At 67.8% G+C, this 24434-nt stretch carries 19 protein-coding genes and 8 pseudogenes; 10 read left to right on the forward strand and 17 right to left on the reverse strand.

What is annotated here, in order from left to right; all coding sequences use genetic code 11:
• Nucleotides 1-84 precede the first annotated feature (84 nt).
• Nucleotides 85-1367 (reverse strand): annotated as a pseudogene (locus AMK24_RS30550) (helix-turn-helix domain-containing protein).
• Between the two features lie 198 nt (nt 1368-1565).
• Between AMK24_RS30550 and AMK24_RS30555 the strand changes: the two are divergent.
• On the forward strand, nt 1566-2042 hold the full coding sequence (locus tag AMK24_RS30555) for a hypothetical protein (RefSeq protein ID WP_338012715.1): 477 nt from the start codon (nt 1566-1568) through the stop codon (nt 2040-2042).
• A 122-nt stretch (nt 2043-2164) separates the two neighbouring features.
• Nucleotides 2165-2839 (forward strand): class I SAM-dependent methyltransferase, encoded by a 675-nt coding sequence (locus AMK24_RS30560; RefSeq protein ID WP_073772152.1) that lies wholly within the window; start codon nt 2165-2167, stop codon nt 2837-2839.
• Between the two features lie 350 nt (nt 2840-3189).
• On the opposite strand, the gene AMK24_RS30570 is transcribed toward AMK24_RS30560, so the two are convergent.
• The 4 genes from AMK24_RS30570 to AMK24_RS34405 all read right to left on the reverse strand — a co-directional run bounded on the left by AMK24_RS30570 (nt 3190) and on the right by AMK24_RS34405 (nt 7542).
• Nucleotides 3190-3525 carry a hypothetical protein gene (locus tag AMK24_RS30570; protein ID WP_242435325.1) on the reverse strand — a complete coding sequence of 112 codons (336 nt, stop codon included), beginning with the start codon at nt 3523-3525 and terminating at the stop codon, nt 3190-3192.
• Nucleotides 3526-3726: 201 nt separating this feature from the next.
• Nucleotides 3727-4626: a hypothetical protein gene (locus tag AMK24_RS30575; protein WP_073772154.1), complete on the reverse strand. Its 900-nt coding sequence runs from the start codon at nt 4624-4626 to the stop codon at nt 3727-3729.
• 129 nt (nt 4627-4755) lie between these two features.
• Nucleotides 4756-5973: an IS110 family transposase gene (locus AMK24_RS30580; protein WP_073772155.1), complete on the reverse strand. Its 1218-nt coding sequence runs from the start codon at nt 5971-5973 to the stop codon at nt 4756-4758.
• 1143 nt (nt 5974-7116) lie between these two features.
• A complete protein-coding gene (locus tag AMK24_RS34405; RefSeq protein ID WP_199876543.1) occupies nt 7117-7542 on the reverse strand; it encodes a hypothetical protein in 426 nt (141 codons plus the stop codon).
• A gap of 450 nt (nt 7543-7992) precedes the next feature.
• Between AMK24_RS34405 and AMK24_RS35265 the strand changes: the two genes are divergently transcribed.
• Nucleotides 7993-8115 (forward strand): hypothetical protein, encoded by a 123-nt coding sequence (locus AMK24_RS35265; protein WP_274535089.1) that lies wholly within the window; start codon nt 7993-7995, stop codon nt 8113-8115.
• Between the two features lie 36 nt (nt 8116-8151).
• Here AMK24_RS35265 and AMK24_RS30595 read toward each other — a convergent pair whose 3' ends face one another.
• From AMK24_RS30595 to AMK24_RS30605, 4 genes are all read right to left on the reverse strand, one after another.
• Nucleotides 8152-8481, reverse strand: a complete 330-nt coding sequence (locus AMK24_RS30595; protein ID WP_079190717.1) for a hypothetical protein — start codon at nt 8479-8481, stop codon at nt 8152-8154.
• A gap of 40 nt (nt 8482-8521) precedes the next feature.
• Nucleotides 8522-9142, reverse strand: a complete 621-nt coding sequence (locus AMK24_RS35010) for a hypothetical protein (RefSeq protein ID WP_242435326.1) — start codon at nt 9140-9142, stop codon at nt 8522-8524.
• A gap of 54 nt (nt 9143-9196) precedes the next feature.
• Nucleotides 9197-9796 carry a competence protein CoiA gene (locus tag AMK24_RS35015; RefSeq protein ID WP_079190719.1) on the reverse strand — a complete coding sequence of 200 codons (600 nt, stop codon included), beginning with the start codon at nt 9794-9796 and terminating at the stop codon, nt 9197-9199.
• Nucleotides 9797-9999: 203 nt separating this feature from the next.
• Nucleotides 10000-11265 (reverse strand): IS701 family transposase, encoded by a 1266-nt coding sequence (locus AMK24_RS30605; protein ID WP_107427505.1) that lies wholly within the window; start codon nt 11263-11265, stop codon nt 10000-10002.
• A 182-nt stretch (nt 11266-11447) separates the two neighbouring features.
• Between AMK24_RS30605 and AMK24_RS30610 the strand changes: the two genes are divergently transcribed.
• Entirely contained in the window at nt 11448-11888 is a 441-nt protein-coding gene (locus tag AMK24_RS30610; protein ID WP_073772174.1) for an aminoglycoside adenylyltransferase, read from the forward strand.
• A gap of 36 nt (nt 11889-11924) precedes the next feature.
• Nucleotides 11925-12074, forward strand: a pseudogene (locus AMK24_RS35365) (IS630 family transposase); the annotation flags it as partial.
• A gap of 39 nt (nt 12075-12113) precedes the next feature.
• Here AMK24_RS35365 and AMK24_RS30620 read toward each other — a convergent pair.
• The 3 genes and pseudogenes from AMK24_RS30620 to AMK24_RS30635 form a co-directional block, all read right to left on the reverse strand.
• Nucleotides 12114-13306 (reverse strand): IS3 family transposase gene (locus tag AMK24_RS30620; RefSeq protein WP_107427506.1). Its coding sequence is split into 2 segments (ribosomal slippage): nt 12114-13042 and nt 13042-13306, totalling 1194 coding nucleotides; the frame shifts between segments, so codons are not numbered across the junction.
• 337 nt (nt 13307-13643) lie between these two features.
• The gene (locus AMK24_RS30630) at nt 13644-14006 is read right to left on the reverse strand and encodes a hypothetical protein (protein ID WP_143203752.1); all 363 of its coding nucleotides are present in this window, start codon (nt 14004-14006) and stop codon (nt 13644-13646) included.
• A gap of 442 nt (nt 14007-14448) precedes the next feature.
• Nucleotides 14449-14880: pseudogene (locus AMK24_RS30635) on the reverse strand (transposase family protein); the annotation flags it as partial.
• Nucleotides 14881-15239: 359 nt separating this feature from the next.
• Between AMK24_RS30635 and AMK24_RS30640 the strand changes: the two are divergent.
• Together AMK24_RS30640 and AMK24_RS30645 are read left to right on the forward strand one after the other, a co-directional pair.
• A pseudogene (locus AMK24_RS30640) lies at nt 15240-15344 on the forward strand (transposase); the annotation flags it as partial.
• A gap of 265 nt (nt 15345-15609) precedes the next feature.
• A pseudogene (locus AMK24_RS30645) lies at nt 15610-16374 on the forward strand (transposase family protein).
• A 454-nt stretch (nt 16375-16828) separates the two neighbouring features.
• Here the strand turns inward: AMK24_RS30645 and AMK24_RS33800 are convergent.
• The 5 genes and pseudogenes from AMK24_RS33800 to AMK24_RS35495 all read right to left on the reverse strand — a co-directional run.
• Complete coding sequence (locus tag AMK24_RS33800; protein WP_143203753.1) at nt 16829-17701, reverse strand: hypothetical protein; 873 nt, start codon at nt 17699-17701, stop codon at nt 16829-16831.
• An 822-nt stretch (nt 17702-18523) separates the two neighbouring features.
• A complete protein-coding gene (locus AMK24_RS30650; protein ID WP_073772162.1) occupies nt 18524-19348 on the reverse strand; it encodes a class I SAM-dependent methyltransferase in 825 nt (274 codons plus the stop codon).
• The gene (locus AMK24_RS30655) at nt 19345-20598 is read right to left on the reverse strand and encodes an aminotransferase class V-fold PLP-dependent enzyme (protein ID WP_073772163.1); all 1254 of its coding nucleotides are present in this window, start codon (nt 20596-20598) and stop codon (nt 19345-19347) included. Before AMK24_RS30655 ends, AMK24_RS30650 begins: the two co-directional genes overlap by 4 nt.
• A gap of 367 nt (nt 20599-20965) precedes the next feature.
• Nucleotides 20966-21718, reverse strand: coding sequence for an IS630 family transposase (locus tag AMK24_RS35020; RefSeq protein WP_443333915.1), 753 nt, complete (start codon nt 21716-21718; stop codon nt 20966-20968).
• Nucleotides 21667-21837 (reverse strand): annotated as a pseudogene (locus AMK24_RS35495) (IS630 family transposase); the annotation flags it as partial. The pseudogene AMK24_RS35495 and the gene AMK24_RS35020, both read right to left, overlap by 52 nt.
• Before the next feature lie 279 nt (nt 21838-22116).
• Between AMK24_RS35495 and AMK24_RS30670 the strand changes: the two are divergent.
• The 3 genes and pseudogenes from AMK24_RS30670 to AMK24_RS30680 all read left to right on the forward strand — a co-directional run.
• Nucleotides 22117-22398 (forward strand): annotated as a pseudogene (locus AMK24_RS30670) (helix-turn-helix domain-containing protein); the annotation flags it as partial.
• A gap of 73 nt (nt 22399-22471) precedes the next feature.
• A complete protein-coding gene (locus AMK24_RS30675; RefSeq protein ID WP_073772164.1) occupies nt 22472-23737 on the forward strand; it encodes an IS701 family transposase in 1266 nt (421 codons plus the stop codon).
• 115 nt (nt 23738-23852) lie between these two features.
• Nucleotides 23853-24371 (forward strand): annotated as a pseudogene (locus AMK24_RS30680) (transposase family protein); the annotation flags it as partial.
• Nucleotides 24372-24434 lie beyond the last annotated feature (63 nt).

Below are 24434 nucleotides of genomic sequence, written 5' to 3' on the forward strand. Positions count from 1 at the left end.
CAGCGTCTCCCCATCCCGAATCATCGCCGTCCTCGTGCGGCGCAGCTCCGCCTTTCGTGTGCCGAAGGGCTCCTTGCCGCGTCCTCAGGCGGCTCTGATGCTGAGGGACGCGGCCAGTTCCCGAACCCCGGCTGTCTGGGCGTGCCGTGTGCGCAGGTCGGTGACGATGGTGCGGATGGCGGGGCGGTCGCGGACTTCGCCCGGTGATGCCCGCAGAGCGCTGAGCAGTTCGGCGGCCGTCTGCTCGGGTTTGCCCCACTGCCACCACGCGCGGGCGAGGTCGGTGTGCATGCGGGCCTTGCGCTCCGGGGTGGTGAACTGGCTCTCGTGCAAGCCGCATCCGGCTGCGAGAGCGGCACCGGCGTCGCCGAGCGCCCAGTGCACGCCGACGGCGGACAGGTCGACGGCGGCGGGGGTGAGGGGGAAGAGTCTGCCCTGGGGCGGGTGGTGCGGGCGGCGCGGGCGGCGTCGCGGATCATGGTGAGTGCCTGGTCCCGGTCGCCGGCGCGGGCTGCGGTGTAGGAGGTGGTGCACAGCATCTGGGCGTAGGCCGAGGCCTGGGCCGGTGTTCTAAGTCCGGTCTTCTCCACGCGGGTGACGGCGTCGAGGATGTGGCGCTGGGCGGCGGCCGGCTGGTTCTAGTGGCGCAGCACGATGCTCAGTTCCCTGGCCGCCGCGGCGGCGGCGAGGGGTGAGCCGGAGAGTTCGGCGTAGATGGTGGCGCGGTCGGCGCTGAGCCTGGACTGGTCGTACCTGCCGATTTTCGTCAGGACCTGGGCGGTGAGGCTGTAGCACGCGGAGAGGCGGGCGAAGTCGAGGTCCTGGCGGCTTCGGGCGGCTTCGCGGGTGTCGGCCAGGAGGCCGGGCAGGGCCTTGAGGAGGTGGCTGTGCTGTCCGGCGTCGAAGTAGCCGCGGGCGGTGGTGATGCGTCTGTCCAGCGGGATGGTCGAGCCGGTGGGGGCCGGGGTGCTGGCGAGTGCGTCCTGGACGCCGGTCAGCAGGGCGGCGGGGGCCGTGAGGCCGGCGGCAGCGAGCAGGGTACGGCGACGCATGGGGTCCTCCTCGTCACGGCGTGGCCCGTCCGCGACGACTGTAGCGGCTGGTGGCCCGGCTAACCCGAGTGACGCCGCGAGGACACCCGTCGGGACGCCCGCCTCGCGGGCGGCGTGCCGAAGGAGCGTCAGGTCGGCGTAGCCGTGGTGTGTTTCCAGGCGGGAGACGGTGGAGGTGGAGCAGCCGATGCGTGTGGCGAGGTCGGTCTGCCGCCAGCCCCGGTGCTGGCGGGCGATCCGGATGAGGGCGCCCGGGTTCTGGCGGGCGACGGCGGTGGTGACCCTGCTGGAGGTCCAGAGGGAATCGGTGCGCACAGGGGCCTCCCACTCGCCAGGAGCCGACAGGTCTGCTTGTCCACGGTAGAGGCCGCAGAGGCGGGGTGCCTATGGCGTGTGCAGGGTCTGCAAACGGTGTGCACCGGGCGCATGTTGATCACCGTGCGGGGTGGGCGGTCGCTTTGCTGGGGTGTGGCCCCGGGTTGAGGCGGGGCCTCTCACACACGGGAGGACAGTATGGCGACAGCAGCCGAACCCCGGGTCCGAGACCCGCGGGACTATGTGGACCCCGAGGTCTGGGCCCGGGAGGTCCAGCTCCTCATGCGCGACCACCCCTTCGACGAGGTGATGGCGACGCGTCTCTTCCACGCCGCCGTCTCCTACCTGATCACGGCCATCGACAAGTGGGGCCAGGGCCTGGAGATGTGCTGCGGCCGCACCGTCGACATCGTGGTGCACACCTTCATCCTGGACACCCGCAACTACCGCCAGTTCTGCCACCGGCACTTCGACGGCAGTTCCTGGAGCACATCCCGGAGATCGACTTCAAGTACGACGGCAGCGTCGAGCGGACGGCGCAGATCATCGCCGACAACGGCTTCGAGGTCGACTGGAAGCTGTGGGAGGCCGACTACGGCAAGTGCGGGCCCTGCCGGCCCGGAGGAAACTGTCACTGAACCCGCAACGGCCGGCCGGGGCCCGGCGACGCTGTGAGCGTCGCCGGGCCCGGGCATGTGCACCCCTGGGGGTGAGTCAGAAGCGTTCGCCGGCGGGCAGTGGAGCGGCGCGGGTACGGTGGCCAGCTCGAAGGCCGCCCCCGCCCCCAGAGGAACGTCATGCCACCCGAACCCCGCACCCCGGCCCAGTACTGGGACACCTACAAGCCCTACCGGGGAACGGGCGAGCAGCCCGCCCCGGTGGCTGACCGGTTCGAGGGGACCCAGTACCCCGGCCACGGGCCCGGAGCCGAGGTGCTGGGGCACCCGCACCGGGCCCTTGACCTGGGGCCTGCGGAGGGCAGGGAAGCGGTGTTCCTGGCCCGCCAGGGTGTCGCGACGACCGGTGTGGACCTCTCCGCCGCCCAGGTCGACCGCGCTAACCGGTGGTGGAAGGACACTCCCGGCCTCAACTTCGTCCACGCCGGGGCCGGCGACTATCTCACCTCCAACACGACGCCCTTCGACGCGGTGTACTCCGTGTGGGGCGCGGTGTGGTTCACCGACCCCGAGCTCCTCTTCCCGCTCGTCGCCCGGAACCTCGCTCCCGGCGGGATCTTCGCCTTCAGCCAGGCCGAGCCCTCCCCCGGCGCCTACGGGCCGCAGCCGATGCACGGCAAGTGGCTTGAGGGCAGGGAGAGTGAACTGACCGTGCTGCGCTGGCAGTACACCCCCCAGGCGTGGGCGGACCTCCTCAAGCGCCACGGCTTCACCGACGTCGACGCGTGTGTCCTGCCCGCACCGGGCGGGGAATGCCTGGGCACGCTCCTCGTACGCGCCCACGGCCCGGCCTGAACCGGAGCGGGCTCGCGGCGGCGAGGACAGAGGCAGTACACGGCCCCCGGGGCGTCATGCCTCGTCGGGGGCGAGGCTGACCTCGATCCGGGTGTCGTGGAAGTGGTTCCAGTCCATGATCAGTCGGAAGCGGTTCGGGGAGCGGCAGGACGGCCAGCATCGACCAGCGGGTTCCCTGGGGTGTTTCGTGGCGGCGGGCCAGGCCCCAGGCCAGGTATAGGTCGACGAACCAGTCGTTGTGCAGCGACAGGTCCCGGCCCTGGTCGGCAGAAGGGTTCTCCATCATCCGTATCTCTCTGCGAAAACGGGTGGACGCCCGCAGCGTACGCACGGATACCGGCCCCGTCTGGTCATGGGCGGCCGACCCAGGCCCGGTGTTCGGGGGCGACGTGCAGGTGCTCGCGCAGGCGCCCGCGTAGGACCCCGACGCGTGTCCGGCCCTCCAGGACCTGCAGCCCGGCAGTGTCCGGGTCCAGGAGACGCCGCTCGATCAGGAGCGGCGCTCGCAGCCACGTCCCGTGCTTCTTCCAGTGAAGGGCTACCTGCGGGGGCCGGACGGTGACCCAGTGCACCGGGTTCTTGGCGTAGTCCTCGATGCAGCCCTCGTCAAAGGCTCCGGCGGGCATGACGGTGAAGTGGGCGGCGGGGATGGTCTCCAGCTGCCAGTTGATGGTGTGGCAGGTCAATGGTGTTGTAGTCGTCGACGAAGGCGGGGTTGTCGCCGTGGTCGAAGAGGAACTGCTCCAGGACGTCGTCCGGCCACCGCAGGGCCGCCACCGCCGGATCGGCACGGAAGCGGTCGAAGCTGAGCGCGCCGTCCCGGCGGTGGGCCATTCGGCCGGAGGTCGGTGAGCCTCATGCCACCAGGCCGGAGGCCGGGTTTGCCGTCAAGGCTGGTCACCCAGTGCCTCTGCGAAAAGGGCTTCCGAGCCCAGGGAGCGCAGCAGCGGGCCCAGGAGCCGGCGGGTGACGGCGCCCGGTTGGTCGCGGAGTTCGGCCAGGGCGGTGCCGGTGGTCTCCTCGTAGGTGTCGTCGCTGTAGCGGTCGTTGGTGGGAAAGCCCGACTCTCCGCCGTACCGTCGGCGGCCGTGCAGCCGGTTCGCGCCGGCCCCGATCGCCCAGTTGCCGTGATAGCCGACCTCCTCGGAGACCAGCCGCATCAGCTCCAGCACGCGCCAGGTGAGAAGCACGGCGGCACCGTCGAACAGCATCTGCTCCTCGCCCTTCTCCGGCTGGTAACGGCTGGAGACGCCGGTGGAAAGGCGGGACGTGTACAGGCGCAGACCGCCGTCCTCGAAGAGCTGGACCTCGATCACGCTGTTGTCACCCCACTCCGGGTGCTCGTTGGCGTACGTGCGGTCGGAGTTGAGTCCCCTGGAGGCCAGCGCCACTCCCCTGGCCCGGCGCTGCGGCTGGTGTGCGTAGTCGAGGTCGGGGTGGAACCTTGTCAGCGAGGTGGGCAGGGACTCGCTGGTGCGGGCGTTGGTGACCAAACCGGTGAGGCGCAGCTGCCAGTCGGGGGCGCCGGTGATGGGCAGGCACATGTCCAGGGGCGCGGCTGTGGGGCGGGCCACGAGGAAGAGGTGGGACTGGTCGTCGATGTTGCGCAGCGGGTCGTTGTCCATCTCCGTGCGCAGCACGGTCAGGAGGTCGGCTTCGGCGCTGCGCCGCCGGGCGTGGAGGGAGACGACCTCGGCGTCGCCCAGTTGGTACTTCGTCTTGTCGCCGCGGCCGTAGTACTTGTTGTCGACCATGTGGAGGGCGACGGGGCTGGCCGGAATGTGCACGATGAGGTACCCGGTGCCGTCCGCGGCCTTGGCGGTGATCTCCTCGGTGATGACGGTGAGCGGGGGGTGCCTCTATGTCTTTCGTCAAGGCACCTCTGTCGGGTTTGGGGTGGTTCGGGGTTGCTGGTGTTATGCGGCGAGTGCGACGTCCGCGGGCGTTCGGGATTCGTAGAAGGTGCCGTCGCGGAGCATGGCGAACAGGACGCTGATGCGTTGGCGGGCGAGGCGGAGGAGGGCTTGGGTGTGGGTTTTGCCGCGTGCGCGTTGCTTGTCGTAGTAGGCGCGGGAGGCCGGGTCGGCGTTCATGCAGGCGAAGGCGGACAGGAACATCGCCCGTTTGAGCTGGCGGTTTCCGCCTCGGGGTGCGTGTTCGCCGTGGATCGAGGTTCCCGAGGACTTCGTGGTCGGGGCCAGGCCGGCGTAGGAGGCGAGGTGGGCGGCGGTGGGGAAGCTGGTGCCGTCGCCGACGGTGACCAGCAGGACGGCGGCGGTCCTGACGCCGACGCCGGGCATCGACGTCAGGACCTCCGAAAGAGGGTGGGCCTCCAGCAGGCTGTTGATCTGGGCTTCCATCGCCCGGCGCTGGGTGTGGACGGCGGCCAGGGACGCGGCCAGGGAGGGGATGACCACGTCGAGGGTGCCGGTGCCGGGGACGACGACGGTCTGTTCGTCGAGTGCGTCGAAGACGTCGTCGATCAGCCGGTGAGCCATGCGGGGGGCTTTCGGGCGGATCAGTTCCACGAGTCTGCGGCGACCGGCTTTGCGCAGGGCGGCCGGGGAGCCGTGGCGTTCCAGGAGCCAGGTGACGGCCTGGTGGTCCAGGCGGGGGCCCAGGGCGCGTTCCAGGCTGGGGGGGAACTGGGTGAGCAGGCCTCGTATCCGGTTGGACGTGCGGGTGGCCTCGGCGGCGAGGTCCTGGTCGAAGCCGACGAGAACGGTGAGTTCGGCGGTGATCTCGTCGGTCAGCTCCAGGGACCGCAGGATGTGCGGCATGGTGCGGGCCGCGTCCGCGATCACGGCGGCGTCCCTCGCGTCGGTCTTGGCCTCGCCGGGGTAGAGGTCGGCGATCCGGCGCATGGCCAGTCCGGGCAGGTAGGCCACTTGGCAGCCGGCGTCGCGGGCGACGGTCAGCGGCAGGGCGCCGATCGAGGCGGGCTGGTCGACGATCACCAGGACGGTGCCGAACTTGGCCGTGAGCTTGTCGAAGACGGCCCGCAGCTTGGGTTCGCTGTTGGGCAGCGGCTTGTCGAAGACCTTCTTCCCGGCCGGGGTGAGTCCGTGGCCGTGGTGGGCACTCTTGCCGACGTCCAGGCCCAGGAACACGCCCACGTCTTCGATCTCGAACATCGCACCCCTTCCCAAAGGGCGTTGACGGTGCCGGCCTCGGCTCGGGTGTCGTACTCGCGCATCCACGTTATGCAGACCTGCCGCCCGCAGACTGCCCGGCGTTGCGCCGGACCGGACGGTGGCCGGACCTCTCATCAGCGTCTCCGACGGACACCTCCCGGGCCCGGTGACACCACCCCCCAGGTCATGCCTTCGACAGGGGGACACAGTCATGCCGGGCCCGGAGGCCAGCGGTCCCGTTGCAGGACCGCGAAAAACATAACGGGGGCCGGGGATCGTGCGGGCGACCGACTCGATCTTCTCCGGGAGCCCGTTGAGCGGCTGGGGTGCGAGCTCGAAGGTCCGGCTGTCCTTGTTCTCCTGGACGCCGATGACCAGGGTGCCGCCGTCGATGGCGAACGAGGCCAGGTCCCGGGCCAGTTTCCTGTTGTCGCTCTTGGTGCCCGGGGCCTTCTTGCGGTCGAGGTGGTGGTTCTCCTCGAACAGGCGCCGCCGATCGCGGCTTGGAGGTCGTCCTCGGACTGGGGTACCCAGCGGGGGTTGTCGGAGGAGAGGTAGATCGAGGTCACGTGCGTCCCGCTCTCGTGCAGAGGCCCGGGCCCGGGCCGCGACTTGCCTTGGGCTCAAGGGTAGGGAGGGGCACTGACACCAGGGCGCTGTCCGCGTTGCGTCGGCGGCTTCCGGTCCCGGGCGGGTGCGCGATGCGGGCGATGGACGTCCTTGCCGGTTCGGCTCCCTCCTACGCCAGCCGCGGCTGCGGTGCGGGAACCGTAGGTCTTCGCCGCTGCTGGGCCCATTCAGGTCGCTCCGGGAAGCCCGCCTTGACCTCGTGGCCGAACGGGGCCGACGGAGTGAGTGGCCGGGCTCAACGCCGTGCAGGACCAGGCGCGCTCGGCTTCCGGTGCGGGTGCTCTCCCTGCGGAGATCGCCCACCTCGTCACCACCGTCGAGTCGGCCCCCGCCGAGCGCTCCCGGCGGCCATCGGCGGGGGCGCGGGGCACTGCCAGCAAGCAGCAATTCGCTCAACCGATCGAGCAAGAAGGGGCAAATCCCCATGGCGTTCTACCGGCCGTGATCCGCTCCCGCTGAAGCCGGTTCCGCGTGCTCACCCGCCTGGGGGACACGGTTTACCGCAGGAACGCTTCAGCACTCCCCCGCCCGCAACCGCTCGGGGACGCCTGATCCCGACGGCTGGAGACGTTGCTCCCGGCTCAGCAGGTCTGCGGGCGCAGCAGATTCACCGGGAGCGGTGGTGGGCTCTTGGGCGCCCGGGAGGGTGGCCGCCCGCTGAGGCGCCTGGCCCAGGTGCCACAGCGTCACGGCCGGAAGGAGCCCGCCGAGGCGGTCCGCAGCCCTCAGGTGGCCCACCGCACCGGCCAGTTCACTCCGGGTGGAGGAGGAGGTGACGTGGTGGAGGTTCGCTGCAGCGTCCTCCAGCAGGACGGCCAGCTCGGCCACCCCGGGGTCCTCGGGCACCTGCCCGCCCCAGTCGGTCATTGCGCGGCTGAGCTCGATGATGAGGCGGCCGCGCGCGTCGGCCAGCCGTGCTGAGAGATCTCCGTTGATCACAGGAGCATCCTCTCTCATGTCCGGGGCGCGGCGGGCCCGTTCGGCGAAGCCCCTGCTCAACATGGGTGTCGGCAGCGCGCGGTGGTGGGCAGTCCGGGCTCACCTCGGTCCGCCGCTGCTTGGCTGCCCGAAAAGGGCGTGTCCTGCCCAGGGCGGAACGGGGACGTGCAAGGCCCCCGGCCATGGGCGGGTTGCCGGGTGGGTCGAGCGTGCCATTGCGAGGGGTGGCGGCGGGTGGATGCGACCGAGTCTGTCAACTGCGTTACCAGATAGGCGGGTTCGCGCTGCACGATCTCGGGGTGACGTATATGAGCTGGTCGGACCTGCTGCGGCGGGGAACGGCGGCCCCCACCTTGACCTTCGCCCGTCGCAAGTGGGAGCAGCCGGGGAAGTTCGTGTGGGTGGCCCCCCCGGGAGACGGTCACGGCACCTACCGGGAAGGAGTACCCGTTGTACGTCACAGTGTACTTCAAGGACGCCGATGACGTCGTCAAGCCCTACCAGCCGAGCATGGACGGGATGACGGAGGCCGACGACTGGTACGTCGGCGTCTCTGGCCAGCCACCCGAGTAACCGCCCCTGGGCGTACGTTCGCCCGGTGACCGGCTGTCAGAGGGGTTCTCCGGGGTCCCGGAAGACCGGCGTGCCGTGCCGGCTCTCACCGCGGTTGGGTGTCAGCCGTTCCCAGTCGCGGCCCATCGCCGCTGCCATGGACAGATACCCGCGCTGCTGGAGTCCGCGGTCGGCCTCCTCCAGATCGGTAGCCGTGAAGGACTCGCGGACCTCGCCCTCGCCGTCGAGGAGGCTGATGTTCCAGCCTTGACCGACGGTGTCCGGGAGCGCCACCGCGTACAGCGGGGCGGGGGTGGCCCGGGCGGCGTCCAGTACCTCGGGCTCCCAGGTCACGGCGGGCGCGGGCGGTTCGGGTAAGCGGCTCATGAACAGGAAATCTAACAGCGCGCGGGCTCCTGTGGTGGGCTCATCCGGCGCGGTCTGGCCCCGGGCGGTGAACCGACGGTGGGGGGATGCGTTCGAAGGTGCGGCGTCCGGTGCGGTGGTCCAGTACGGCGACCCGCAGCGGGACCCTGGCGGCGGTGCGGATGCGGGCGAGCCAGACGCGGTCGGTGACGAGGATGTCGAGCTTCTCCGGCCAGTGGGTGAGGTCGTGCGGGTCGGGGCAGACGACGGCGGCCAGGGTGTATCCGGCTTCGGTGCCCGGGTGCCGGGCGTGGACCAGCAGGCCGTTGCCGTAGCGGGGGCTCTGCTCCCCGTAGACGATGCTCTTGCCGGAGGCGGAGCGGACCAGCCTGGTGAAGGCGTCCCAGGCCGTGAGGTCGAACCCGGTGCGCCGGAAGAACCCCGCCAGCCGTTGCATCTCGTTGTGCCGTTCCTCAAGTTCGGCCTGGCGGTCCAGGGCCCGCTGCTCGGCGGCCCGGCGGCGCCGGTCGGCGGCCGCGGCCTGTTCACGGCGGCGCTCCGCGGCGGCCTCCTGCTCGACGGCCTCGGCCTCGGCCTCCAGCCGGGCGCGCTCCAGGGCCCGTTCCTCGTAGGCGGGTGCGGTCCACCACACCCTCCCGTTCACCGCCGTGTGAACGCGCACCGTGCCCTGGAGGATCCACGCGAGGGCTTCGCCGAGCGGGCAGGTGAAGTGCTCTCACGTGGCCTTCGCCTTCAGGGTGCGGGGGGGGGGGCCAGGTATAGCGGGCCAGCCCGTGCCGACCGTCCAGGACTTCTCTGCCTCGGCGGGGACGCCGGCTCTGAGCGTGGGTACGGCGCGCGTCCAGGGGCGGTCCTGCAGGGCGACCCAGCACACCGCCACCCCGTCGCGCACGTAGCGGTCGGTGCGCATCCTGGCCTCGGTGGGCGCCATCGGCGACAACTGCGCCTCCAGTGCAATGAAGGGCCGGTCCCGGTCGTCGAAGACCAGGACGTCGGCCCGCCAGTCCCGTGCGTCGCTGCTGACCTCCAGCTCCGCGCGCCACCCGGCCGCCCGGGCCGACATGGCCAGCTCCAGCTTCAGGAAGTGATGCTCCGGCGACTCATTCGCCAGCTCGCAGTCCGGCGCCCGTACCTGGTGGTAGAAGTGGCGCAGGCCGTACCGGGAGGATCGGGCGAAGACTCTGCCACCGCACTCCAGACACGCCAGCCGCAGTCCCTTGACCCGGTGGATCTCGCCCCAGGTGTGCCCGCACCCCAAGTCGTCAAGCGACACGTCCAGCCGGCCCCAGTCCGGATGCACAGCGGTGTACCCCATCAGCCCCCCTGCCCTGACACCCCTCCGTATGCCCAGTGTCGCCGCGACCGGAGCGGGCACGGGGGCCATCCCCGGAATCGGCCGGGCACTAGTAGGGCTTGGTCAGGTTCGTATGGGGGTGGGTATGTCGCGGTGGCAGGTGGGGCAGGCGCCGTTCCAGGTGGCGAGGAGTGTCTGGAGTTCGCGGACGACCTGGTAGAGGCTCAGACCTGCACCGCGGCTTTTGGGCGGTGGGCCAGGCGTTGCAGGGTGCAGAAGGCGTGGGCGGCGGAGACGAGGGTGACGTGGTGGTGCCAGCCGCTCCAGGTGCGGCCTTCGAAGTGGGCAAGTCCCAGGGCCTGTTTCATCTCGCGGTAGTCGTGCTCGATGCGCCAGCGCAGCTTGGCCAGCCGCACCAAAGTGGCCAGCGGTATCCCGGAGGGCAGGTCCGACAGCCAGAACTGCACCGGCTCGGGTTCGGTGGCGGGCCACTCGGCAAGCAGCCAGCGTTCGGGCAGTTCAGGGCCGTCGCTGGTCCTGCGGACGCCTCGTCCAGCGGGTCGCACGCGCAGGGCAACGAACCGCGAGTACATGCGTTCGAAGGCGCTGATCCCCTTGCCGGGCCGGGAGCCTTCCCTCCAGGACACTGGCCTGGCAGCTGCCCGCCCGGCTGCGATGACCAGCTCTTTCATGGTCTGCGCGGGCTCGGGGTACCGCATTGCCGGTGGCCGGCCGGTGCCTGCATAGACGGGCCGGGCGGGCCGGGCGTCGGCCGGATGAGCAGTGTGGCGAGAGGAAATGCCCACCGCATAGGGCAGGTTGCGTTCTTCCAGGCCGTGGCGGAAAGCGGCGGCATCCCCGTAACCGGCGTCCGCGACGACCAGGGGAATATCGATGCCCCACGACCGGGTCTCGTCGATCATGTCCAGGGCCAGCTGCCACTTCTCCACATGCCCCACTCCTGCGGGAATGCCGCAGCGGCTGCGGCGGGCAACCTTGCCCGGGTCCGCTTCCGGAGAGGCCGGATCCCAGGACGCGGGCAGGAACAGCCGCCAGTTCACCGCAGCCGAGGCATGATCCCGGGCCAGGTGCAGCGACACTCCGACCTGGCATTTGGTGACCTTGCCCGCGGTGCCGGTGTACTGCCGCGACACACACGCCGACGCGTCCCCGTCCTTCAAGAACCCGGTGTCGTCGACGATCAACGCCTCCGGGCCGATCGCCTCCTGCATTCTCCAGGCCGTCCGGGCCCGCACATGCGCCGGATTCCACGGGCTCGTCGTCACAAAGTGGGCCAGGGCCTGCCGGTTGCCGTCCTCACCGAGGCGGGCCGCCATCGGTTCAACCGACTTGCGCCGCCCGTCCAGCAGCAGCCCCCGCACATACGCCTGCCCCCACCGCCGCTGATCCGCACGGAAGAACCCGTCGAACAACTCCGCAGCAAATGCCTCCAGGTCCTCCCGGACCCCGGCCATCTCATCAGGTGTCACACCACCCCAACGACACCCAAGCATCAACAGACACGCCACTCACGAATGAAGATGACCAAGCCCTACTAGTGCCGCATCAGGCAACGTTCGCCCTGTGGGAGACAAATAAGGTGCTGGCCTGAGCGGTTGCCGCGTAGCCTGCCTGGCTGTGGACATGGGACGTGCTGATCAACAGATGGGCCATGGATTTCTTCCTCGGCGAGGTCACGCGAGACCATGGGGATATAGACTGGTTCGTCTGGGCAGACGATGCCGGGGTCCTGGCGGAAGGCTTGCTGTCGCGCGGCTATCAACCGGTCCCAGGACCGCCACCTGTCCTGCAGCTCGATTTCGCCAAGGACGGGCTGGACAGCAGCTTCACGCTCCTGGACCGGGATATGGCCGGCCGTGTGGTGGTTGCCGGGGGCCCATGGGCCGGTGCGCCCTGGCCCGAGGGAATGCTCGATGCCGGGCCGGGCCGCATGGGTGGGCTGCCATGTGCGATCGTCAGTCCGCAGGCTCAGATCGAGATCAAGCGGATGATGCCCATCTGGGATCCGTCCCGGCCTCGACGGACCAAGGACGCCGAGGATATCGCCCGGCTGGAGGCGGCCCTCCGCGCACGCGGCAAGCGGCCTGAGTGAGGTTGTTGGGCGTCGACCGTCCGTTATCGTCGGGCAGTGGCAGAACGAGTACGTGTCCGTGAGATCGATGACGACGAGGGACGGCGGCTACTGCGGATCATCCGCAGGGGCACCGGGTCGGTGGTGACCTGGCGGCGGGCCCAGATGGTGCTGCTGTCTGCGCAGGGTATGCCGGTGGCAAGGATTGAGCTGCCCCGAGTTTCGTAGAGTCCGATCTTGATTGGTTCAGGCGGACTGCGGGGTTTGCTCCTGGCTGCGCCAGAAGGCTTCCTCGTGCTCGGCCGGCGGCACGTAGTCGAGCGCGGAGTGCAGACGTTCCTCGTTGTACCAGGTGACCCACTGGAAGATCGCCCGCTCGACCTGCTCGACGTCCTTCCAAGGACCCTGCATCTCGATCAGCTCGGCCTTGAAGGTCCCGTTCAGCGCCTCGGCCATCGCGTTGTCATACGAGTCCGCGACCGACCCGACGGAGGCGGAGGCGCCGATGTCCGCGAGCCGGTCGGTATACCGAATTGACACGTATTGCGACCCGCGATCGCTGTGGTGGATCAGTCCGGAGTCCTTCTTGATCCGACGCCGCCAGAGCGCCATCTCCAGGGCGTCCAGAGGGAGTTCGGTCCGCATGTGGTTCGCGACCTGCCAGCCGACGATCATCCGCGAGTACACGTCCAGGACGAATGCCACATACATCCATCCCGACCAGGTGCGGACATAGGTCATGTCCGCGACCCACAGCTGATCGGGCCGCGAGGCGGTGAAGTCGCGGTCGACCAGGTCCGGCGGACGCGGCGCCGACGGCTCCCAGACCGTGGTGCGGCGGCGCCGGCCACGGATGACGCCCTCCAGGCCCAGCTCGGCCATCAGCCGCTCGACCGTGCAGCGGGCCACCTCGACGCCCCGGCGGCCCAGGGCCCGCGTGATCCGGCGGGCGCCATAGGTGCCGCCCGAGTCCGCGTGGACCTCCTCGATCAGAGGCATGAGCTGCTCGTCGCGGAGCCGACGGGCCGACTTCGGCCGCTTCTTGCGGGCGAAGTACGTCGACGGAGACAGGTCCAGCACCCGGCAGACGGGATCGACCCCGAGGCCGTGTCCACGCAGGTGGTCGATCACCTGCTCGGCCTCGTCCGGGGACGGTCGATCTCCTGGGCAAAAAACACCGAGGCGGCTTTCAGGATCTCGTTCGCCCGCCGCAGCTCCGCTACTTCTTTACGGAGTTGCTTGAGCTCGTCGAGCTCTGCGGTGGTGAGCCGGTCGTCCCGCTCGCCGCGGTCGGCCTCGGCCTGGCGGACCCAGCCGCGCAGGGCCTCCTTGTGGATGCCCAGGTCCTTCGCGACGTGCGCGATCGGGCGGCCGGTGGTGCGGACCTCGCGAATCGCGCGCTCGCGCAGTTCGTCCGGATATTTACGGGGTGCTGCCATGGTGCTGGTGGATCTCCTTCGCCAGGACCGTAACCCTGGCATCAGGGACTCCACAAATCTCAGTACAGCTCACCCGCATGGCGACGATCCGTCAGTCGTGTCAACGGCACCGAGCCCGTGCCTGCATCAGCCATCACCGGCGACAAGCCGCGCAACAACCGTGATCAAGATCTACGGCTCGAGTACTAGCGCCCTGCTCCCATCGGGACCGGGGTGCCCCTGGCGGGTTGTCCCGCATGAGTCCCTGCCGTTCAGCGAGTGGATGTCACCCGCAGCGGTTCGTACATCGGCCGGCCGAATCTCGGGCGAGCACCGGCTGCTCTGCCCGGCCCCGTCGTCAGAGGAGGAGGGTGAGGATCTCGCTGCCGTTCTGTTCGTCCACGTTGGAGGCGAGGCAACTCAGGACGTCGAGATCGAGGGTCGTCACCTGGCGTTCGACCACTGAGCCCTGGGCATAGCCGGAGGTGACGGTGCCAGTTGCGGTCACGACGTTCTGATTGCCCGCCTGGACGACGGCGGTGACGGTGTAGGTTATGGTGCTGTGCTGGCCGTTGCTCCACTGGTAGGTGATGGAGTAGAGCGGCAGGACCGTTGACTCGGGCGGAGGGAGCAGGCAGCTGGACTGCTGGATGAAGGTGCCGGTCCCATGGCCTGTCAGGAAGGGACCGCCCACACAGGTCAGGTCTTCATCCAGGCTCACGACGGTGGGCTTCGGCAGCGGGCCCAGCGGGGGCGCGTAGGTCTGGGTCTGCTGACCGGTGCAGACCACCGAGGCGGCCGCTTTCGGCGGAGCAGCCTGCGCGGAACCGACAGACAGGACAACCGCCGCGGCAGTGGCTGCGGACAGACGCAGGGCGACGGATCTGCGAGTACGGGACATGACGGCCCTTTCCCTTACAGCTTCGGTATCGCTGAGTTTGCCGGGGAGTGAAGCGTGCTCAGGAGCATTCGCATCCTCGGCACATTCACTGTGCTGCGGGACTGAAGATGTGTATATAGCCCTTATGGGGGGGGCGCACACTCGCTCGGGATGTTCACACCCCGTACGTACTGCCCGGTACGGTCTGGTGAGCGTCGCTTCTCTAACGAGCTCGTGCATGGTTGGCGGTAGTGCGTCGAAGGCCGCGGACTGTCCGCCGTGTTCACATTCGTGTACCGTTGGCCGTGGCGGCCTGCTGGTGTGAGAGCAGTCCGGCGACGGCTTGGATGGTGTCACTGATGTGCTCGCGACGACCGTGGTGGCGGGCAAGGGATCGCCAGTTCTTCAGATGGCCGATGCCGTGCTCGACCCGGATGCGGCGCGAGGAGTGGGCCTCGCACTGACGCTCGTGCATCTCCTCGTACCACTCGGGCGGATTCTTCTTGAACTTGCGGTGCGGTGGCGTCACCGCGCGGCCGTCGGTCTGGGCGCCCAGGCGCTGGCTGCCGCCATCGGCGAGGATCTCCACGGCCGGACCGTCGGCCAGGAACTTGACCAGGCCCAGCTTCCGGGCATGCGTGATGTCCGCGCGGCTCGCAGGCTCGGCCGGACTGCAGAACAGCAGCCGCCGCTCGGCGTCCGTGACGACCATGGACTTGACGGCGTTCTAGTTGTTCTTCCCGGAGATGAATTTCTCCCGGTCCTTGCGTCCGGCGGCCGGCGACGCACCCGTACCTCGGTGCCGTCGATGATGCCGGTGCGGCCTTCCGCGCCGAGGTAGTCGATGACCTCGGCGAGGGTACGCAGTCGCAGGCCGGCGGTGACGGTGCAGCCACGTTCGCCGAGCAGGGTCCGCACCTCACTGATTGCACGCGTAATCGTGGAGCGGTCAACGCTGAACCAGCAGGTCCGGTACATCGTGCGTCGCCCCTTGGCGGAGGCGCACCAGCATGGCCGCTAGGTCCTGTCCGGCGGATTATGTGACTTTCTGACCAGTCGCTCGTTGGTCCAGTCATGGGTCGGGGGGATCTGACGAATCGAGAGTGGTCGCTACTGGAGCCGCATCTGCCTCCGCCGGGCGGTCAGGGCGGCCGGTGGAACGATCACCGCATCGTCATCTTCACCCCCGGATCTTCTCGGCCTCGTGCGACCCTCCTGTGTAGCCGCAACCCCGCAGCTACACCTTCAAGCCACCGGATGATTACGCAAAGTGACTGGTTGGCCGGATCGCGCACAACTCGCCGCAGGCGGCAGGGGCGGGGTCTTTATTGAGCCGTTTCCAACCTGACGGGTGGTTGGACCGGCAGCCCCGACGGCGGGCATGAAGAAAGCTCCTGATAGACGGGTTCACGACCAAGATCACCAGTCCGCCAGGAGCTTTCGCGTGCTTGTCTACCCGTCCGGCATCGATCTGTCCAGCCGCACCCTGCGCCATCTCTCCGGTGTTCTCGCAGGTCACCGTCGTCGGATCGGCTCGCGCTGGCGGCGCCTGACCTGCGGCCGACAGGCCATGCTAATCCTGGCCCACCTGCGCTGCGGTGACACCCACGCCCGTCTCGCCGCAGGCTTCCGTTATCGGAATCGCCACGGCCTACCGCTGCATACGCGTGGCCCTCGACCTCCTGGCCGCCCTCGCGCCCACGCTGGAACAGGCCACGACGACCGTCTGGAAGACGGCGTACGTGATCCTCGACGGCACCGTGCTGCCGATCGACCGCTTCGCCGCCGACCGGCCTTACCACTACGGGAAGAAGAAGCACCACGGGATGAACGTGCAGGTTCTCGCCGATCCTGCCGGACGCCCGCCGGACGTCTGATCTAGGCCTCGGACGCACTGCCGGGAGCCACCCACGACCTGACCGCGGCGCGGGCCCACGGCATTCCCGCCGCCCTCGCCGCAGACGACATCAAGTGCTGGGCCGACAAGGCGTACCAGGGTGCTGGCCCAGCGATCCGTGTCCCGATCCAGGGCAGGAACCTGCGCGGCTGGCGCCGACGTCAAAATCGGGACCACATGAAGATCCGCAACCTCGGTGAACGCGCCATGGCGATCCTCAAGTCCTGGCGGCTCCTGCGGAAACTCCCCTGCACCACCACCCGCATCACAGCCGTCGCCGGAGCCGTCATCGCCCTCGAACCCACCAGCTGATCAAGACGGAAAAGGTGCACTCTGCATCTGACTTTCTCAAGCTGAGCTTGGAAACCGCTCAGTGCCGTCTGTCACATCGGCTATTGGAGTGAGAGGGAACGATTCTGCGTCCGCACAACTGCGTGCCATCGTGGAACATAGCAAGCAGCATCCGAATTGTCCGGTAGTTGTGACCTGTGAACGATCCCTTTGCCTTGTGTCCCATCAGGAAAGACAAAGCAGCAGCTTCCGAGGTGCCGCCATCTAGTGAGCCTTTTCAACACGGCCACGATCGGGTGATGGGGACGAGGACCGGTCGCTGGCGTGAGGGCGGCTCCCCGCTGGTAGCGGCAGCGGTCAACGACAGCCCGCCCATCACTCGCTCGAGTGGTTGTTGAAGAGGTTCAGTGTTGTGCAGTCAGGCCCCAAGGAAACCGTTGCCGGAGCCCAGACCGCCTCGACAACTGTCGGCCATTCAGTAGCGTGGCAGCTTGACTGAAAGGGGCCGCCCCCTGTCAATCAACTCGAGAGCCTGACGCTCTCGTGTAAAGCTCCGAGCCTGCTGGAGCATGCGGGCCAGGGCTCTGCCTGCCTCGTTAGAGCCCACGACATACGGGTAGTGATCTAGAAAAAGATGCCAGTGCAAGCAAGCCGCGTCGAGTTGACGGCAAGACAAGAAAGTCTCCGCGAGGCGTGCCTGGGTAAGCGCGTAAGGGCGGTGCTGATTTGGGTCTCGGTGCTTGATAGAGGACTGAAAGGCTAGAATGGCCTGCTCCGGACGATGCAGTAATTGCAGCGTCCGGGCGCGTTTGTACTCCAGTCCCGCTCGTGGGTAATCAGTGAACGCACTGCCGTGACTCTCTGCCTGCTCATGAGCAGCGGCGCTGCCCATGATGTCTGACATCGCCCTATTGCTAAGGGCTTGTGCGGCGTGGGTGTGCGCACGCTGAGCGAGAGTGAAGGCCAGTACTGCCGGATCATCTCGACCTGAAAATTCCACAGCGGAGTCAGCAAGGCTTTGTGCTTGGTGAATATAGCCAAGGCCGAGGGCTTGGACACTCATGGCGCGAAGCGTGATCGCGTAGAGAGCCCGATCGCCCGCCTCGTGAGCCAGGGCAAGGGCCAGATCGTAGTATTGTTGTGCCAGGCCGTGGTGCCCCGTATCGCTTGTCATGAAGGCAAGCAGGTATGCCATTCGCGCACAGCTTCCTAAAACTTGAGGATCTGCACTCTCCCCGGGTAAGATCGAAGAGAGCCTGGCTGCATTGTCTGCCAGGTTGGCTGCCAGGGCTGAGCGGATATGGGCACCGCCATACTCCTGAACCAGACTGGCGAAAAGTTCCACCATACTTCTGAGGAACTCTTCGTCGGCTGAGACGCGCGTTCTTGCGGCCACCTTCCGAACCGGTGTAACTCTTCTCCGCGACGGGTCAGCGTGCGAGACCACCACATAGGCGACACTAACCAGCGCCGCTCGCTGATTTGGGTCCGCGTCCTGACTGCACAGCGCGACGAGTCTGCGCAGATATTCATTCCCCGTGTGCCTGGTGCCGCAGGGTTGCAGGTAGGAGGCTAGAACCCCGTCTGAGCGTGCGAGGCCCGTGTCTCTCGCAGAAATCAGACGGCCGGCCCGGATGCTTAGCGCCTGGGCGACTAGTTCGGGTACTGGCTCTCGGGGCCGGGATCCCGTGAGCCAGTGCGCCACAGACGTACGGTCATAGCGTAAGTGCAGACCCTGAGCCTGCCCTAGACCGTTTACAGCGCGAGCCAAATCTGCGGCGCTCCAGGAGGTGGCCTCCAGAAGTGCAGCAAGCTTCCTGTTGGGAGCGCGGTTCGGCATCCGCAAACTCCTATCCCTAAGATCCATGCAGCGTGGGTTGGTTCAGGGCGGCGACACTTCACCACACGACATACGCATTGAGGAGTATTGCCTGGCAGCAGTGGGGACTAAGAACGGCGAAAAGATGAGGGAAGCGGTCGTTCCCCGCCTGGCAACTCGCCTGGAAGAGGTGGAGTCATCGCGTCCGCAGCAACTGGCCCTGATCTCCTGCCGTGCCGACGCGCCATCCGTAGACAGAAAAGCTGCGGCTATGCCGACATCTCCGTCATATGCTGCCCTCTCTGGGTCGAACAGGGCAAGCACCTGCCTTTGTGGGGGTAATTCGAACATTCAAGGGCGACGAGCGGTGACGAGGTCCGCACGGGTAGGCATACTGAGCACACCGTTGTGCACGAAGGGTTCGAGCCGACTGGTAAGTTCTCGGGTGAGCGCCTTCTCTGCATTTGATGTAAGGCTCTGGATGTCGCCGGCGATTGGTGAGAAGCGGTAGACGGTGCGCAGCCCCCCAATGCCTCCAGGGAAAACGGTAGGCAGTGTGCGGCGGCGGTGTCGAATCTCGGTGAACCCGCCCTCCTCCAGTAGTGCGGCAACCTCATCTCCGCACATGGACCAGGGCAGGGTGAAGGCGGCGGCTATATCGTCACCGAATACGGCGGCCGCGGCGTCATGGAGGGCTGCGAAGGCCGGATTGTGGGAGAGGGGCGACCACACGGCGACAGCGATGTTTCCGCCGGACGCCGTGACGCGGTACCACTCGGCAATAGCGGCCGGGCGGTCCGGGAAGAACTGTAGGCCGTGCTGACAGCACGTGAGGTCGTACGCACCGTCTAGGACACCCTCGAGCGGGGCCGCACTGGTGAGCAAGTAGTGCTGAGGAGCGCCGGCAGCGACCGGTTTTGCTCGGGCGGCGGAGAGCATAGCGGGTGAGATATCGGTGCCGGTGACAGTCCCGCTCACCCCAGCCTCCCCGGCCAAGACCCGGGCCAGAGTACCGGGCCCGCAAGCCACGTCCAGAACCCGGCTGCCCTCCCGGACGTCGAGTTGGCCAACCAATAAGCAGGCCCATGGGTGGAATAGTGAGGGGACAAGGACCTGCTCATACGCGCCAGTGCGGTCGGCGCTCGCCGCGGCGAAGCGGCTCTGCCAACTGGTCATGTCGTCTCCTTCAGGGTAGTGGCGATCGTGTTGACCAGATGATCGATCTCGTCGACGGTGTTGTAGAGGTAGGTGGACAAGCGCACACTGCTGCTGACGTTCAACCTCCTACAGGCAAGCTGGGCGCAGTGCTGCCCCGCCCGTACGGCAATGCCGCGGTCGTCGAGCAGACGAGCAAGTGCTCCTGGATCGACTCCATCAACAGTGAAGGCGACGACGGAACCGCGTTGGGCGGGGTCGGTGGGGCCAAGGATTCGAATACGTGGATCCGCGTGCAGCCGCTCCATGGCATGCGCACACAGCAGCTGATCGTGGGCGTGAAGATTCGCGAGCCCCACGCGGGTGAGGAAGTCGGCAGCTGCCGCCAGACCCAGTGCCTCAGCGAGGGGTGGGGTACCTGCCTCGAAGCGGCGGGGCGGGGCTGCGGCGAGCATCCCCTCGGAGGTGAGGTCATCGAACATGTCGCCGCCGCCCAGGAAAGGCGGCAGAGCAGCGAGCAGATCTCCGCGCCCCCACAAGACGCCGATGCCGGTGGGACCGCACATCTTGTGTCCGGTGAAGACCATGAAGTCTGCGCCCAGCGATCCGACATCGACGGTCCGGTGTGGAACGGACTGCGAGGCGTCGACCACGACCACTGCTCCGACTTCACGGGCCCGCTCAATGATGGGGGAGAGGTCGTTGAAGGTGCCGACCATGTTGGATGCGTGGGTGATTGCGACGACCTGGGTAGTGTGGTCGAGTAGTTCGGGCAGCCTTGCCAGGTCGAGCAGGCCATCGGCGGTCAGTGGCAGAAACCGGACCTGCGCGCCTACGGAACTGGCAGCCATTTGCCAAGGGATGACGTTGGAGGCGTGCTCCATCTCGGTAAGCAGCACACTCTTTCCGGCCCCCAACCGCCAAGAGGCGTCGGCGCCGGGGAGACATCGGGCGAGGAGGTTGAGCGCTTCGGTCGCGTTCTTAGTGAACACGACTTCTTGAGCTGGGGCCCCGATGAAGCGGCCTATGGTGGCCCGGGCGCCCTCGAAGGCTTCAGTGGCGGCCTGCGCGAGGCGGTAGGAGGCGCGGTGGATGTTGGCGTTGCGAGTGGTCATGCCGCAGAGCACGGCGTCGGTGACCACTCGTGGACGGTGGGAGGTCGCGGCGCTGTCAAGGTACACGGGCGACAGAGCGTCCTCGGATGCTTGGTCATAGAAGGCGAAGTGCGCGCGCGCGTGCCCTGCATCGAGTGGTGACTGGATGGTTGACATGGGCGTCCTCCAGCAAGCGGAAGATACAAAGACTCGTTCACCACGGTGCTCAAATACGGAACTCCTGCCCGCGAAGGTGGGAATGCAGAGTCCCATCAGCAGATTCTTCAAGGAATGCGTAAATTGCCTGTGCCGGTACGCCTGTTATCTGTGATGCGAGTGCGGCAAAAAATGATCATCGCCTGCATTTCGGTTCAATCTGCTGCTCATTCATGATTAGCCTAGACCCGACGTCTCGTCAACTCCTCGATAGGGATCTGGATGTCGTCGGCCGTCGAACGCCTGGAGCGAGGTGATCGTGATTGCGGCCGAAATGCTTCGATGGGCGTCGACGCTGTGGCTTTCGCTGGGAGACTGCAAGTATTGATCAGAAACTCATGGGGTTCTCGTTCACGATGTAGTGGACGTGGGGGCCGCCGAAGTAGCGGCGGACGATGTGCGGCTGACGCTGGCGTCTGCGGAAGAAGCGGCGGGTCTCCGCGGCGAGTTCGGCTTGGTCCCGGGCCCGGTGCTGCTTGGGCAGGCTGTGCTTGAGGTCCGCGTTGACCAGTTCGTCGGGGTTCAGCTCGGGCGAGTACGGGGGCAGGAAGTGCAGCTCGATGTCGTCGGGGTGGGCGGCGAGCCAGTCGCGGACCTTCCTGGAACGGTGGGCGGAGTGCCCGTCGACCACGAGATGGACCTTGCGGTCGAAGTGGCCGGCGAGCCGGTCGAGGAAGCGGCACATCACCTCGGCGGTGAAGCTCTCGGCGAAGACTATAAAATGCATCCGGCCCTTCGTGCTGATCGCGGACATCGCGTTCACCGAGAACCGGTTGCCAGTCCGCCGCACGACGGGAGTCTTCCCCTTCTCTCCCCAGGTGCGGCCGGTGACCTGGTCGGAGCGGATGCCGACCTGGTCGGCGAACAGGACCTCGCCGCCATCCTTCTTCGCCTTCGCCCCGATCGCCGGCCAGGTTTCCTCGTGCCAACGGCGCACGGCCTCCGGGTCCTGCTCCACGGCCCGCTTGTCCGGACGCGGAAGGACAACCCCCACCGCTTCAGGTACTTGCCCACCCCCGGTTCGGTCAGCCGCAGCCGGTACAGTTTCGCGATCAGCTCGCCCACCAGACGCCGCGTCCACAACTGCCCGCTCAAGCCCACGTCGCAAGGCCGGTGATCGAGGACCGCCTGCCGCACAGCGGCCTGCTCGGCCTCCCCGAGCACCTGGTGCACCCCGACCGGCTTGCCCGGCGGCTGCATGACCAGCGCCTCCCGGCCGCCGGCCTGCCACACTTCGCCCACCACCCGTCGACGGCCTTCAGCGACACCCCGAAGACTGCCGCTACGTCCTCACGGCCCCACCCCGCCACCAACGCGGCCACCGCCCGCAACCGCAGGGGGCCTCCTGCGCCGATGGCCACAGATGCCGCGCATCCCCCACCAGATCGCTCACACCCCACCGAACCTCTTTCATCCTGTGCTGGAGGGCGCAGAGTGGTCAGCGGGGGTGGTGACGAGACAGGGCCCCTTGTCGTTGGCGTGGTGATTCCACTCATCACACCGGCGACCGAAGGGGCCCTGTTGGTTCCGTATGCTGCCACGCTCGACGTCCCTCATGAGCTGGTCAAGCATGTCGCATGGCTGCTGCACGAGCACCAACAGGCCCGCAACACCCGCTGGCGCAAGCTCGGCTGTTTCAAGCAGGCGTTGCTCACGCTGGTGCACCTGCGGAAGAACGAGACGTTCTCGCAGCTCGGGGCCGGTTTCGGGAGATCCCAGGCCACCGCCTGGCATGACGTCGACGAGACCTTGGACGTGCTGGCCTCCTAGTAGGGCTTGGTCAGGTCGGGTGTGGGTGAGCGTGTCCTTTGGTCGGGTTTTGCGTTGAAGGGGTGTGACTCCGGACGAGATTGCTGTTGTGCGTGGTGAGTTGGAGGGCTTCGCGGCGGAGGTTTTCGAGCCGTTCGCGAGGAACGACCAGCGTCGGTGGGGGCAGGTCTACTTGCGGGGCCTGCTCATGGACGGGCAGCGCAAGTCGGTCGAGCCGATGGCCGCCCGGCTGGGTGAGGACGGGAACCGTCAGGCGCTGGCCCACTTCGTCACCACCAGCCCGTGGGATCCGGCGCATGTGCGTGCCCGGCTGGCCTGGAGAATGGAGAAGGCGATCCGGCCCACCGCGCTGGTCTTCGACGACACCGGGTTCCTCAAGGACGGCAATGCCTCGGCGTGCGTGTCACGGCAGTACACCGGGACCGCCGGCAAGGTCACCAACTGCCGGGTGGGCGTCTCCCTGCACATGGCTTCCGGTCATGCCTCGGCGGCAGTGGACTGGCGGCTGTTCCTGCCCGAGACCTGGGCGCCCGGATCCGTGAGGGCGGATCCGGACAAGGTCGCCCGCCGCACCGCCTGCGGCATCCCCGACGACATCGGGCATGTGGAGAAATGGCAGCTTGCGCTCGACATGCTCGACGAGACCCGCTCGTGGGGCATCGAGGTGCCGCTGGCCATCGCGGATGCCGGATACGGCGATGCCGCGGCCTTCCGCCTCGGTCTGCAGGCCCGCGGCCTCAACTACGTGGTGGGCATCTCGACCACCATGTCGGCCCAGCCCGGCGAAGCCGTGCCGGTGACCGAGGTGTACTCCGGCACAGGGCGCCCACCGGCGGCGAAGTACCCGGACAAGCCGCAGTCGGTGAAACAGCTGGTCCTGGCCGCCGGCCACAGGGCGGCGAAGCCGGTGCAATGGCGTGAGGGCTCCCGGCCCGGCACGGGCCGCAGCGGCTTCAAGCGGATGTACTCGCGGTTCGTGGCCTTGCGGATCCGGCCTGCCGGACGCGAGGTCCGCCAGGCCGCCGAGGGCCCGGAACTGCCCGAGTGCTGGCTCCTGGCCGAATGGCCGGCCGGCCAGGGCGAACCTGTCCAGTTCTGGCTCTCCGACCTGCCCGCCGACACCCCACTGACCACTCTCGTCCGCCTCGCCAAGCTCCGCTGGCGCATCGAACACGACTACCGCGAAATGAAACAGGCCCTCGGCCTGGCCCACTTCGAGGGCCGGACCTGGGGCGGCTGGCACCACCACGTCACCCTCGTCTCCGTCGCGCACGCCTTCTGCACCTTGCAACGACTGACCAAAGCCCCAAAAGCCATGGCGCCGGCCTGAGCCTCTACCGCATCGTCCACGAGCTACAGACCCTCCTCGCAACATGGGCCGGCGCCTGCCCCACCTGCCACCGCGACATACCCACCCCCGCACCAACATGACCAAGCCCTACTAGGCGCCGGGCCTCCACGAAGCGCTCACCGGTCTCGGTGAGGGCGATCACGTCATCGTTGACGGCACGCTGATCCCGATCGACCCGATCGACCCGATCGACCCGATCGACCCGATCGGCCGGGTCGGCGCGGACGAGCCGTACTACTCGATGAAACACCGCAAGCATGGGATGAACGTGCAGGTCATCGCCCGTCCCCACGGCACACCTCTGTGGTTCTCCCACGCGACACCCGGCCGGACCCACGACCTGACCGCAGCCCGAACCCACGGCATCGTCCAGGCCTGCCTCACCCGGCAGATCCTCGTCCTCGCCGACCGTGCCTACCAGGGCGTCGGCGCCACCCTCCGCACCCTGTAACACCACCACCGCGACCACGCACGGCTGAGAGCACCCGGCGAACGCGCCTTCGCGCAGCTGAAGCCCTGGCACATCCTCCGCCGAGCCCGATGCTCCACCCGACGCATCGGCACCATCGTCCAAGCCGCCCGCACGTCGCTGACCTGCAACTATCCAGGATGAAAGAGGCTCACTGAGCCTCTTCAACACGGCCACGATCGGGTGATGGGGACGAGGACCGGTCGC

It is taken from the genome of Streptomyces sp. CB02366, assembly GCF_001905905.1.
GTDB lineage: Bacteria > Actinomycetota > Actinomycetes > Streptomycetales > Streptomycetaceae > Streptomyces.